The organism is Streptomyces sp. NPDC001339 (genome assembly GCF_042895955.1).
Lineage (GTDB): Bacteria > Actinomycetota > Actinomycetes > Streptomycetales > Streptomycetaceae > Streptomyces.
The window spans coordinates 126,850-139,906 of sequence record NZ_JBIAWT010000005.1 but is presented as its reverse complement, the minus strand read 5'-3'; the positions used below and the strand labels follow the sequence as shown (position 1 = coordinate 139,906).

Genomic DNA, 13,057 nt, shown 5'->3' with positions numbered 1-13,057 from the left:
CCTTCGGTGTCAGTCATAGTCTTCGCACTCCGCCGATCAGCGACGACGCGACTTGCGGTCGTCCTTCTCGTGGCCGCGGAAGGTGCGGGTCGGCGCGAACTCGCCGAGCTTGTGGCCGACCATCGACTCGGTGACGAACACCGGGACGTGCTTGCGGCCGTCGTGCACCGCGATCGTGTGGCCGAGCATGGCCGGGACGATCATCGAGCGGCGGGACCAGGTCTTGATGACGTTCTTGGTGCCGGCTTCGTTCTGTACGTCCACCTTCTTGGCGAGGTGGTCGTCGACGAAGGGCCCCTTCTTGAGACTGCGCGGCATCTAAACCCGCTCCTAGCGCTTCTTGTTCGTCTTGCGGCGGCGGACGATGTACTTGTTGCTGGCCTTCTTCGGCGAGCGAGTACGACCCTCCTTCTTGCCCCAGGGCGAGACCGGGTGGCGACCACCGGAGGTCTTGCCCTCACCACCACCGTGCGGGTGGTCGACCGGGTTCATCACGACACCACGCACGGTCGGGCGGACGCCCTTCCAGCGCATACGGCCGGCCTTGCCCCAGTTGATGTTCGACTGCTCGGCGTTGCCGACCTCGCCGACGGTGGCGCGGCAGCGCACGTCGACCAGGCGGATCTCACCGGACGGCATACGCAGGTGGGCCATGGAGCCCTCCCGCGCCAGCAGCTGCACGGAGGCACCGGCCGAGCGGGCGAACTTCGCACCGCCGCCCGGACGCAGCTCGATCGCGTGGATCGTCGTACCCACGGGGATGTGGCGCAGCGGCAGGTTGTTGCCGGGCTTGATGTCGGCACCGGGGCCGTTCTCAATCCGGTCACCCTGCGACAGGCCACGGGGCGCGATGATGTAGCGCTTCTCGCCGTCTGCGTAGTGCAGCAGCGCGATGCGCGCGGTGCGGTTCGGGTCGTACTCGATGTGCGCGACCTTGGCCGGCACGCCGTCCTTGTCGTGACGACGGAAGTCGATCACGCGGTAGGCGCGCTTGTGGCCACCGCCCTGGTGGCGAACGGTCACACGACCGGCGTTGTTACGGCCGCCCTTGCTGTGCAGCGGGCGGACCAGCGACTTCTCCGGCGTGGACCGCGTGATCTCGACAAAGTCGGCGACGCTGGAGCCACGACGGCCCGGGGTCGTCGGCTTGTACTTGCGGATACCCATTTCTCAGTCCTCGTCCGATTCCGGACGACTCGGACTCCGTTAGGAGACCGGGCCGCCGAAGATGTCGATACGGTCGCCCTCGGCGAGGGTCACGATGGCGCGCTTGGTGTTGGCGCGCTTACCGAAACCGGTGCGGGTGCGCTTGCGCTTGCCCTGCCGGTTGATCGTGTTGACCCCGGTGACCTTGACCGAGAAGACCGCCTCGACGGCCTGCTTGATCTGGGTCTTGTTGGCACGCGGGTCGACGACGAACGTGTACTTGTTCTCGTCCAGCAGCGCGTAGCTCTTCTCCGACACGACCGGCTTGACGAGCACGTCACGCGGGTCCGTGTAGGTCTTGCTGGTGACGACGGCCTCAGTCATCAGGCGTCGCTCCCTTCGGTCTCAGCGTTGGCCTTGGGGCCAGACACGAAGGACTCGAAGGCGGCCTTGGTGAAGACCACGTCGTCGGAGACGAGCACGTCGTACGTGTTCAGCTGGCCCGGCTCCAGGATGTGGACCTGGGGCAGGTTGCGGGCGGAGAGCCACGCGGCCTCGTCGCTGCGCTCGGCGACCAGGAGCACGTTCTTGCGCTCGCTGACCTTGCCCAGCAGGGACTTGGCGGCCTTGGTGGAAACCGCGCCCTCGACCACGCCGGAAACGACGTGGATGCGGCTGTGGCGGGCCCGGTCGGTGAGGGCACCGCGCAGGGCGGCGGCCTTCATCTTCTTCGGGGTCCGCTGGCTGTAGTCACGCGGCACGGGGCCGTGGACGACGCCACCGCCGGCGAACTGCGGCGCACGGGTCGAACCCTGACGCGCCCGGCCGGTGCCCTTCTGGCGGTACGGCTTCTTGCCACCGCCGCGGACCTCGCCACGGGTCTTGGTCTTGTGCGTGCCCTGACGGGCCGCGGCCAGCTGCGCGACAACGACCTGGTGGATCAGCGGAACGCTGACCTTGGCGTCGAAGATCTCCGCGGGGAGCTCGACGGACCCGGCCTTGTCGCCTGCCGGCGAAAGGATGTCAATGGTGCTCATCGGTTACCTCAGGCCCCCTTGGCCGCGGTACGGACCAGGACGAGGCCGCCGTTCGGACCAGGAACTGCGCCCTTGATGAGCAGCAGGCCCTTCTCCGCGTCAACGGCGTGGACGGTCAGGTTCTGGGTGGTGACCCGCTCATTGCCCATACGGCCGGCCATCCGCATGCCCTTGAACACGCGGCCCGGGGTGGCGCAGCCACCGATGGAGCCCGGCTTGCGGTGCACGCGGTGGGCACCGTGGGACGCCTTGCCGCCGTGGAAGCCGTGACGCTTCATGACGCCGGCGAAGCCCTTGCCCTTGCTCTTGCCGGTCACGTCCACCTTGGCGCCGGACTCGAAGGTCTCAGCGGTCAGCTCCTGGCCGAGGGTGTACTCGGACGCATCCGGAGTACGGACCTCGACGAGGTGACGACGGGGGGTGACGTCGGCCTTCGCGAAGTGGCCCTTGAGGGGCTTGTTCACCTTGCGCGGGTCGATCTCGCCGAAGGCGATCTGGACGGAGTCGTAGCCGTCCTGGTCATTGGTGCGCACCTGGGTAACGACGCAGGGGCCGGCCTTCACCACGGTCACCGGGACGACACGGTTGTTCTCGTCCCAGACCTGGGTCATGCCGAGCTTCTCGCCCAGGATGCCCTTGATCTGCTTAGCCATCTCTTCCGCGCCTCTCAGAGCTTGATCTCGATGTCAACGCCGGCCGGAAGGTCCAGGCGCATCAGCGAGTCAACGGTCTTGGGCGTCGGGTCGAGGATGTCGATCAGGCGCTTGTGCGTGCGCATCTCGAAGTGCTCGCGCGAGTCCTTGTACTTGTGCGGCGACTTGATGACGCAGTACACGTTCTTCTCAGTGGGCAGCGGCACCGGGCCCGCGACCGACGCACCAGTGCGGGTCACCGTCTCGACGATCTTCTTCGCCGAGGAGTCGATGACCTCGTGGTCGTAGGCCTTGAGCCGGATGCGGATCTTCTGTCCCGCCATGGCTACTGTGTAGTCCTTTGTCTCGTAACGCTCTGGGACCCGGCGGGGACGACGCTCTTCTCCGACTCTCCGACCCACGCGGTCGGGCGTGTCGCACCCCTTCTCGCAGATCTCCGCAAAGGAGATCCTTCAAGAAGGAAGAGGCAGGGGAAGAACACCCACCGGGCGCCTGGCCGAGGCACCCCGCTGACGCTTCCCGAAAGATTCCCGTATTTCCGACCCTGAGAAGGGACGACGAATACCTGGGACTCGCTTCCGGTCCTCCCGGCGAGAGGCGCGCAGCATCGGCACTCAACCGAGCAACCTGGATAGTGTGCCATACGCGGTATGCGTAAGGCCAATCGGGCCCCGACTGTCAAGGAGCCCCGCCCACCTGACGGCGGACGGGGCTCCTTGCGGCTGTGCTGTCCCGGGGGCAATCCCCCGGACCCCCGGCCCGAAGACCGGGAGCTACCGGATCAACCGGACCAACAATTACTTGTTGATCTTGGTGACCTGGCCGGCGCCGACGGTACGGCCACCCTCACGGATGGTGAACCGCAGGCCCTCCTCCATGGCGACAGGCTGGATCAGCGAGACGGACATGGTGGCGTTGTCGCCGGGCATGACCATCTCGGTGCCCTCCTGCAGGGTCACCACACCGGTCACGTCAGTCGTACGGAAGTAGAACTGCGGACGGTAGTTGTTGAAGAACGGGGTGTGGCGGCCACCCTCGTCCTTCGACAGGATGTAGGCCGTGGCCTCGAACTCGGTGTGCGGGGTGACCGAACCCGGCTTGATGATGCACTGGCCGCGCTCGACGTCCTCGCGCTTGATGCCGCGGAGCAGCAGACCGACGTTCTCACCGGCCTGGCCCTCGTCGAGCAGCTTGCGGAACATCTCGATACCGGTGACGGTGGTCGAGGTCTTCTCTTCCTTGATGCCGATGATGTCGACGGTCTCGTTGACCTTGAGGACACCACGCTCGATACGACCGGTGACAACGGTGCCACGGCCGGTGATCGTGAAGACGTCCTCGATCGGCATCAGGAACGGCTGGTCGACGTCGCGCTTCGGCTCCGGGACGTTCTCGTCCACGGCCTTCATCAGGTCCTGGACGGACTTGACCCACTGCTCTTCGCCCTCGAGGGCCTTGAGCGCGGAGACCTTGACGACCGGCAGGTCGTCGCCCGGGAACTCGTACTCGTTGAGAAGCTCACGGACCTCGAGCTCGACGAGCTCCATGATCTCCTCGTCGTCCACCATGTCGGCCTTGTTCAGGGCGACAACGATGTACGGAACACCGGACTGGCGGGCCAGGAGCACGTGCTCCTTGGTCTGCGGCATCGGACCGTCGGTCGCGGCGACCACGAGGATCGCGCCGTCCATCTGGGCGGCACCGGTGATCATGTTCTTGATGTAGTCCGCGTGACCCGGGCAGTCGACGTGGGCGTAGTGACGGTTCTCCGTCTGGTACTCCACGTGCGCGATGGAGATGGTGATACCGCGCTGACGCTCTTCCGGCGCCTTGTCAATGTCCTCGAACGGGGTGTACGGGTTCAGGTCCGGGAACTGGTCGTGCAGCACCTTGGTGATCGCCGCGGTAAGGGTCGTCTTACCGTGGTCGACGTGACCGATGGTGCCGATGTTGACGTGCGGCTTAGTCCGCTCGAACTTCGCCTTCGCCACTGGGGTCCTCCTGAAGAGTGGTTCTGTACGCCTTACTCATCGGCGCCAGGTGATCTTTGCTGGGGTGCCGGCCGACGGGGCAATCCTCACGGATTGCGGGGAATTGCCCCGTCAGACGGTGTCAAGCCTAAAGCGTGTTGCGTTCCGGCTCTTACGAGACGGCCTTACTCGCCCTTGGCCTTCGCGATGATCTCCTCGGCGACGTTCCGCGGAACCTCGGCGTAGGAGTCGAACTGCATCGAGTAGCTCGCGCGACCCGACGTCTTGCTGCGGAGGTCTCCGACGTAGCCGAACATCTCCGAGAGCGGAACCAGGCCCGTCACGAGCTTGGCGCCGGCGCGGTCCTCCATGGACTGGATCTGACCACGACGAGAGTTGATGTCGCCGATCACATCGCCCATGTAGTCCTCGGGCGTGGTGACCTCGACCTTCATCATCGGCTCGAGCAGGGCCGGGGAGGCCTTGCGGGCGGCCTCCTTGAAGGCCATCGAACCGGCGATCTTGAACGCCATTTCCGAGGAGTCGACCTCGTGGTAGGCGCCGTCGAGCAGGGTGACCTTGACACCGGTCAGCGGGTAGCCGGCGAGAACACCGAACTCCATGGCCTCCTGGCAGCCCGCGTCCACGGACGGGATGTACTCCCGCGGGATACGGCCACCGGTGACCTTGTTCTCGAACTCGTACCCGTCGCCCTCGAGCGGCTCGATGGCGATCTGCACCTTCGCGAACTGGCCGGAACCACCAGTCTGCTTCTTGTGCGTGTAGTCGAGACGCTCGACCGACTTGCGCAGGGTCTCGCGGTAGGCCACCTGCGGCTTACCGACGTTCGCCTCGACGCGGAACTCACGCTTCATACGGTCGACCAGCACGTCGAGGTGCAGCTCGCCCATACCCGCGATGATGGTCTGGCCGGTCTCCTCGTCGGTGTGCACCTGGAACGAGGGGTCTTCCTCGGCGAGACGCTGGATGGCGACACCCAGCTTCTCCTGGTCGCCCTTCGACTTGGGCTCGATGGCGACCTGGATGACCGGGGCCGGGAACTCCATCGACTCCAGGATCACCGGGGAACCCGCGTCGCAGAGGGTCTCACCGGTGGTGGTCTGCTTCAGACCCATGACGGCGACGATGTCGCCGGCACCCACCGCGTCGATCTCCTCACGCTTGTTCGCGTGCATCCGGTAGATCTTGCCGATGCGCTCCTTCTTGCCCTTCACCGAGTTCTGCACCTGCGTGCCGGCCTCGAGGCGGCCCGAGTACACCCGGATGAAGGTGAGCTTGCCCAGGTGGGGGTCGCTCGCGATCTTGAAGGCCAGGGCGGAGAGCGGCTCGTCCTCGGACGGCTTGCGCTTGACGATCTCCTCCGGGTCGTTGACCGCGTGGCCCTCGATGGCCTCGACGTCCAGCGGGGAGGGGAGGTAGCGCACCACCGCGTCGAGCAGGGGCTGGACGCCCTTGTTCTTGAACGCGGTACCGCAGAACACCGGGGTGACCGTGGTGTTCTCGGACTTGCCGGCGGCGATGGTGATCCGGCGGATCGCCGCGTAGAGCTGCTCCACGGTGGGCTCCTGGCCCTCCAGGTACAGCTCCATGATCTCTTCGTCGTTCTCGGCCACGGTCTCGAGGAGCTTGCCGCGCCATTCGTCGGCGGCCTCGATGTGCGTGTCCGGGATGTCGACGGTGTCGTACATCTCGCCCTTGGCGGCCTCGGCCGACCAGACCAGGGCCTTCATCTGCACGAGGTCGACGACGCCCTTGAAGTCCGCCTCGGTGCCGATCGGCAGCTGCATCACGATCGGGACGGCGCCAAGGCGGTCCACGATCATGTCCACGCAGCGGTGGAACTCGGCACCCGTACGGTCGAGCTTGTTGACGAAGCAGATCCGCGGAACGCCGTAGCGGTCCGCCTGACGCCAAACGGTCTCGGACTGGGGCTCGACACCGGCGACGCCGTCGAACACCGTCACCGCACCGTCGAGCACGCGCAGCGAGCGCTCCACCTCGACGGTGAAGTCGACGTGGCCCGGGGTGTCGATGATGTTGATGGTGTTGTCGACGTTGTCCAGCGGCCAGTGGCAGGTCGTCGCGGCAGACGTGATCGTGATGCCGCGCTCCTGCTCCTGCTCCATCCAGTCCATCGTGGCAGCGCCGTCGTGGACCTCACCGATCTTGTAGGAGACACCGGTGTAGAACAGGATCCGCTCGGTGGTGGTCGTCTTGCCCGCGTCGATGTGGGCCATGATCCCGATGTTGCGGACCTTGGCCAGGTCAAGCGAAGTGGTAGCCATAGTGGCTCAATCTTCTCTCGGTCTCGATGTGGGTTGCGACTACCAGCGGTAGTGCGCGAAGGCCTTGTTGGACTCGGCCATCTTGTGCGTGTCCTCACGCTTCTTGACCGAAGCGCCGAGGCCGTTGGAGGCGTCCAGCAGTTCGTTCATGAGGCGCTCGGTCATGGTCTTCTCGCGGCGGGCGCGGGAGTAGCCCACGAGCCAGCGGAGCGACAGGGTGGCGGCGCGGCCGGGCTTGACCTCGACCGGGACCTGGTAGGTCGCGCCACCGACACGGCGGGACTTGACCTCGAGGGTCGGCTTGATGTTCTCGAGCGCGCGCTTGAGCGTGATGACCGGGTCGTTGCCGGTCTTCTCGCGCAGGCCCTCCATGGCGCCGTAGACGATGCGCTCGGCGGTGGAGCGCTTGCCGTTCAGCAGCACCTTGTTGATGAGGGAGGTCACCAGAGGAGAACCGTAGACCGGGTCGATGATGACCGGGCGCTTCGGGGCGGGGCCCTTACGAGGCATTCTTACTTCTCCTTCTTGGCGCCGTAGCGGCTGCGAGCCTGCTTGCGGTTCTTGACGCCCTGCGTGTCGAGGGAGCCGCGGATGATCTTGTACCGAACACCCGGCAGGTCCTTCACACGGCCGCCACGCACGAGCACGATCGAGTGCTCCTGGAGGTTGTGGCCCTCACCCGGAATGTAAGCGGTGACCTCGATCCCGCTGGTCAGACGCACACGCGCGACCTTACGCAGGGCCGAGTTCGGCTTCTTCGGGGTGGTGGTGAAGACACGCGTGCAGACGCCACGGCGCTGGGGGGAACCCTCGAGCGCGGGCGTCTTGTTCTTCTCGACCTTGTCCTGCCGGCCCTTACGGACCAGCTGCTGGATCGTAGGCACTACTTCTCCGGTTTCTGTGTGCCAGTCACGGTAAAGCTAACCTGGAACGCTCCCGACCCACGCGGTCGGGTGTGTCGAATACTGCGGTCCCATGCCTCGCTGGAACGAGAACGGTGGCAGATTGCGGTGTCCAAACCCGGCTCCCGCGCTCTTGGCCCTCCCGGCCTCAGGGGCGGGAGTTTGCGCGCACGGCAGGCCAGGGACACCCCAGGCACAAGGTCAGAGCGTACCTACCGCATGGGCTGCGGTCAAAACAAATGCACACGCGAAGGACACGCCGGACTCGTCACGGCGTTGCGGCCACCGTAGTGCGTACCCCGGCCGTACGGAAGAAGGCGCAACGCCCCCGCGGCACGGTCAGAGGCCGGCCGCCGCGACCAGCACCCACACCAGGAAGAGCAGCGCCCAGCCGCTGATCGCCAGCCACCCCAGGATCAGCCCGGTGAGGGCCTGGCCGTCCCCGCGCTCACCCGTGCGGCGGATCTCGGCCCGCGCCTTGTGCCCCAGGATGACGGCCGGGATCGCGGTCAGCCCCCAGGTCACCGGCGTCATGATCCCGCAGACCAGCGCGCCGGTCGCGGAGCTGTTCGTCGTCACCGGCGGCGGCATCGGCATGAACGTGGCCGGCACCGCCGGGCGCTGCGGCACGAACTGCGCCTGCGGCATCGGCCCCACCGGAAGGTCCGCGATCAGCATCTGGAGCTCGGCGTGCGTCGCCGCCTTGTACGCCCGGGTGAGCCGCTGCTCGTACTCCGGCTGCTGGAGCCGCCCCTCCGCGAACCCCGCCTTGAGCACATCGACCGCCCGCTCACGATCGGCGTGCGAGGCACGCATGGCAGGCGCCTGGTGCGACGGCGGAACCGGCTGCTGCCCACCCTGCCACGGCTGGAATGCCATATCGCGAACCTCCCCCCGCTCGACAATTGGGGCCCATTCTCTCATCACAGACGCAGAGATGGGTGCACAAGTTCCCCGTGAGCCCCGGGCACCCGGCCCTGGCCTGGCCTGGCTTGGCTGGTTCCGACCCGGCCGGCCCCGACCCGGCCCCAACGCCGCAGGGCGGCCACCCCGTAAGGAGTGACCGCCCTGTGACTGCCGTACGGGCCGGTCGTGCCGGCCCGATCGGGCTTACTGGTTGTACGGACCGTAGTCGTAGTCCTCCAGCGGGACCGCCTGGCCGGAGCCGGTGCCGAAGGGCGAGTAGTCGATGTCGTCGTAACCGACGGCCGAGTACATCGCGGCCTTGGCTTCCTCGGTGGGCTCGACCCGAATGTTGCGGTAGCGGGACAGGCCCGTACCGGCCGGGATGAGCTTACCGATGATGACGTTCTCCTTGAGGCCGATCAGGGAGTCCGACTTGGCGTTGATCGCCGCGTCGGTCAGGACCCTGGTGGTCTCCTGGAAGGACGCCGCCGACAGCCAGGACTCGGTGGCCAGCGAAGCCTTGGTGATACCCATCAGCTGCGGACGGCCGGAGGCCGGGTGGCCGCCTTCCGCCACCACGCGACGGTTCTCGCCCTCGAACTTCGTGCGCTCCACCAGCTCGCCCGGCAGCAGCTCCGCGTCGCCGGACTCGATGATCGTCACCCGGCGCAGCATCTGCCGGATGATGATCTCGATGTGCTTGTCGTGGATCGCCACACCCTGGCTGTTGTAGACCTTCTGGACCTCGCCGACCAGGTGGACCTGGACGGCACGCTGGCCGAGGATCCGCAGCACGTCGTGCGGGTTGATCGCACCCACGGTCAGCGGCTGGCCGACCTGGACGTGATCGCCCTCGCCCACCAGGAGGCGGGCGCGCTTGGAGACACCGTAGGCCGTCTCGTCGCTGCCGTCGTCCGGCGTGACGATGACCTTCTTGGTCTTCTCGGTCTCCTCGATCCGGACGCGGCCGGCCGCCTCCGAGATCGGGGCGACACCCTTGGGCGTACGGGCCTCGAAGAGCTCGACGACACGCGGCAGACCCAGGGTGATGTCGTCACCGGCCACACCACCGGTGTGGAAGGTACGCATCGTCAGCTGGGTACCGGGCTCACCGATGGACTGGGCGGCGATGATGCCGACCGCCTCACCGATGTCGACCAGCTTGCCGGTGGCCAGCGAACGGCCGTAGCAGAAGGCGCAGGTGCCGACCGCGGACTCACAGGTCAGGACCGAACGGGTCTTGACCTCCTCCACGCCGTGCGCGATCAGCTGGTCGATGAGCACGTCACCGAGGTCGACGTTCGCCGAGGCGACGACCTTGCCGTCGACGACGACGTCCTCGGCCAGCATGCGGGCGTAGACGCTGGACTCGACGTCGTCCGCCTTGCGCAGGACGCCGTCCGCGCCCTTCGCCGCGATCCGCAGCTTGAGGCCGCGCTCGGTGCCGCAGTCCTCCTCGCGAATGATGACGTCCTGGGAGACGTCGACCAGACGACGGGTGAGGTAACCGGAGTCGGCGGTACGCAGAGCGGTGTCCGCCAGACCCTTACGGGCACCGTGCGTGGAGATGAAGTACTCCAGCACGGACAGACCCTCGCGGAACGACGCCTTGATCGGACGCGGGATGGTCTCGTTCTTCGCGTTCGACACCAGACCACGCATACCGGCGATCTGCCGCATCTGCATCATGTTTCCTCGGGCACCCGAGTCAACCATCATGAAGATGGGGTTGGTCTTGGGGAAGTTCTCGTTCATCGCCTCGGCGACCTCGTTGGTCGCCTTGGTCCAGATGTTGATCAGTTCCTGAGTGCGCTCGTCCTTGGTGATCAGACCGCGCTCGTACTGCTTCTGGACCTTCTCGTCCTGGGCCTCGTAGCCCGCGACGATCTCCTTCTTCGCGTCCGGGACGACGATGTCGGAGACGGCGACGGTGACGCCGGAACGGGTCGCCCAGTAGAAGCCGGCCGCCTTCAGGTTGTCGAGCGTCGCCGCCACGATGACCTTCGGGTAGCGCTCGGCCAGGTCGTTGACGATCTGGGAGAGCTGCTTCTTGCCGACCGAGTAGTCGACGAACGGGTAGTCCTCGGGCAGCAGCTCGTTGAAGAGCGCGCGGCCCAGGGTCGTCCGCAGGCGGAAGCTGTCACCCTGCTGCCACTCGGGCTCGCCCTCCTCCGGAGCCGGCGGGGTCCAGCCGCGGGGCGGAACCGTACCGATCGGGAAGCGGATGTCGACCTTCGCCTGGAGCGAGAGCTCCTTGGCGTCGAACGCCATGATCGCCTCGGCGACCGAGGAGAACGACCGGCCCTCGCCCTTGACCTCGCGCTCCTCCTCGTCCGTGGTGAGGAAGAAGAGGCCGAGCACCATGTCCTGGGTCGGCATGGTGACCGGACGGCCGTCGGCCGGCTTGAGGATGTTGTTCGAGGACAGCATCAGGATGCGGGCCTCGGCCTGCGCCTCCGCGGACAGCGGGAGGTGGACGGCCATCTGGTCACCGTCGAAGTCCGCGTTGAACGCGGTGCAGACGAGCGGGTGGATCTGGATGGCCTTGCCCTCGACCAGCTGCGGCTCGAAGGCCTGGATGCCGAGGCGGTGCAGGGTGGGAGCACGGTTCAGCAGAACCGGGTGCTCGGCGATGACCTCTTCGAGGACGTCGTAGACGACCGTACGGCCGCGCTCCACCATGCGCTTGGCGCTCTTGATGTTCTGCGCGTGGTTCAGGTCCACCAGGCGCTTCATCACGAACGGCTTGAACAGCTCCAGCGCCATCGCCTTGGGCAGACCGCACTGGTGCAGCTTCAGCTGCGGGCCGACGACGATGACGGAACGCGCCGAGTAGTCGACTCGCTTACCGAGCAGGTTCTGACGGAAGCGGCCCTGCTTGCCCTTCAGCATGTCGCTGAGGGACTTCAGCGGACGGTTGCCGGGGCCCGTCACCGGGCGGCCGCGGCGGCCGTTGTCGAAGAGGGCGTCAACAGCCTCCTGAAGCATGCGCTTCTCGTTGTTGACGATGATCTCGGGCGCACCGAGGTCGAGCAGCCGCTTCAGACGGTTGTTGCGGTTGATCACACGGCGGTACAGGTCGTTCAGGTCGGAGGTCGCGAAGCGGCCACCGTCCAGCTGCACCATCGGACGCAGGTCCGGCGGGATCACCGGGATGCAGTCCAGCACCATGCCCTTGGGGCTGTTGCGGGTCTGCAGGAAGGCGGAGACGACCTTGAGGCGCTTGAGCGCACGGGTCTTCTTCTGGCCCTTGCCGGTCCGGATGATCTCGCGGAGGCGCTCGGCCTCCTCCTCCAGGTCGAAGGTCTCCAGACGCTTCTGCAGCGCGGCGGCGCCCATGGAACCGTCGAAGTACGTGCCGAAGCGGTCACGCAGCTCGCGGTAGAGCAGCTCGTCGCCCTCCAGGTCCTGGACCTTGAGGCTCTTGAAGCGGTTCCACACCTCGTCGAGACGGTCGACCTCGCGCTGCGCACGGTCGCGCAGCTGCTTCATCTCGCGCTCGGCGCCCTCGCGCACCTTGCGGCGCACATCGGCCTTGGCGCCCTCGGCCTCCAGCTCGGCCAGGTCGGTCTCGAGCTTCTTGGCGCGGGCCTCCAGGTCGGAGTCGCGGCGCTGCTCGATCTGCTGGCGCTCGACGGAGACGTGGGCCTCCAGCGAGGGCAGGTCGCGGGTGCGGCGCTCCTCGTCCACGAACGTGATCATGTACGCGGCGAAGTAGATGACCTTCTCGAGGTCCTTGGGCGCGAGGTCCAGCAGGTAGCCCAGCCGGCTCGGGACACCCTTGAAGTACCAGATGTGGGTCACGGGAGCGGCCAGCTCGATGTGGCCCATCCGCTCACGGCGCACCTTGGCGCGAGTGACCTCGACGCCGCACCGCTCGCAGATGATGCCCTTGAAGCGGACGCGCTTGTACTTACCGCAGTAGCACTCCCAGTCCCGGGTCGGACCGAAGATCTTCTCGCAGAAGAGTCCGTCCTTCTCGGGCTTGAGGGTGCGGTAGTTGATGGTCTCCGGCTTCTTGACCTCACCGTGGGACCACTGACGGATGTCGTCAGCGGTGGCGAGGCCGATCCGCAGCTCGTCGAAGAAGTTGACGTCGAGCACTATGCGTCAATCCCTCTCAGGGTCGTGTCTCAA

General features: G+C 66.5%; 12 protein-coding genes. All 12 read right to left on the bottom strand.

Annotation, left to right across the window (positions count from 1 at the left end; translation table 11 throughout):
• Positions 1 to 36: 36 nt before the first annotated feature.
• On the bottom strand, positions 37 to 318 hold the full coding sequence (gene rpsS, locus ACFY12_RS15990; RefSeq protein ID WP_004571826.1) for a 30S ribosomal protein S19: 282 nt from the start codon (positions 316 to 318) through the stop codon (positions 37 to 39).
• 12 nt (positions 319 to 330) lie between these two features.
• On the bottom strand, positions 331 to 1,167 hold the full coding sequence (rplB, locus tag ACFY12_RS15985; protein ID WP_066930866.1) for a 50S ribosomal protein L2: 837 nt from the start codon (positions 1,165 to 1,167) through the stop codon (positions 331 to 333).
• 39 nt (positions 1,168 to 1,206) lie between these two features.
• Entirely contained in the window at positions 1,207 to 1,530 is a 324-nt protein-coding gene (gene rplW / locus ACFY12_RS15980; protein ID WP_390716387.1) for a 50S ribosomal protein L23, read from the bottom strand.
• Positions 1,530 to 2,183, bottom strand: a complete 654-nt coding sequence (gene rplD / locus ACFY12_RS15975) for a 50S ribosomal protein L4 (protein WP_390716386.1) — start codon at positions 2,181 to 2,183, stop codon at positions 1,530 to 1,532. The genes rplW and rplD overlap by 1 nt, the downstream gene beginning before the upstream one ends.
• Before the next feature lie 8 nt (positions 2,184 to 2,191).
• Positions 2,192 to 2,836, bottom strand: coding sequence for a 50S ribosomal protein L3 (rplC, locus tag ACFY12_RS15970; protein WP_390716385.1), 645 nt, complete (start codon positions 2,834 to 2,836; stop codon positions 2,192 to 2,194).
• A gap of 14 nt (positions 2,837 to 2,850) precedes the next feature.
• A complete protein-coding gene (gene rpsJ, locus ACFY12_RS15965) occupies positions 2,851 to 3,159 on the bottom strand; it encodes a 30S ribosomal protein S10 (protein ID WP_003948644.1) in 309 nt (102 codons plus the stop codon).
• Between the two features lie 474 nt (positions 3,160 to 3,633).
• The gene (gene tuf, locus ACFY12_RS15960) at positions 3,634 to 4,827 is read right to left on the bottom strand and encodes an elongation factor Tu (protein ID WP_390716384.1); all 1,194 of its coding nucleotides are present in this window, start codon (positions 4,825 to 4,827) and stop codon (positions 3,634 to 3,636) included.
• A gap of 164 nt (positions 4,828 to 4,991) precedes the next feature.
• Positions 4,992 to 7,112, bottom strand: coding sequence for an elongation factor G (gene fusA, locus ACFY12_RS15955; protein ID WP_390716383.1), 2,121 nt, complete (start codon positions 7,110 to 7,112; stop codon positions 4,992 to 4,994).
• A 39-nt stretch (positions 7,113 to 7,151) separates the two neighbouring features.
• Positions 7,152 to 7,622 carry a 30S ribosomal protein S7 gene (rpsG, locus tag ACFY12_RS15950; protein ID WP_004571813.1) on the bottom strand — a complete coding sequence of 157 codons (471 nt, stop codon included), beginning with the start codon at positions 7,620 to 7,622 and terminating at the stop codon, positions 7,152 to 7,154.
• 2 nt (positions 7,623 to 7,624) lie between these two features.
• Entirely contained in the window at positions 7,625 to 7,996 is a 372-nt protein-coding gene (gene rpsL / locus ACFY12_RS15945; RefSeq protein ID WP_003948652.1) for a 30S ribosomal protein S12, read from the bottom strand.
• Between the two features lie 357 nt (positions 7,997 to 8,353).
• Complete coding sequence (locus ACFY12_RS15940) at positions 8,354 to 8,830, bottom strand: DUF1707 and DUF4190 domain-containing protein (RefSeq protein ID WP_390716802.1); 477 nt, start codon at positions 8,828 to 8,830, stop codon at positions 8,354 to 8,356.
• A 294-nt stretch (positions 8,831 to 9,124) separates the two neighbouring features.
• Entirely contained in the window at positions 9,125 to 13,024 is a 3,900-nt protein-coding gene (locus ACFY12_RS15935; protein WP_390716382.1) for a DNA-directed RNA polymerase subunit beta', read from the bottom strand.
• Positions 13,025 to 13,057: the final 33 nt, after the last annotated feature.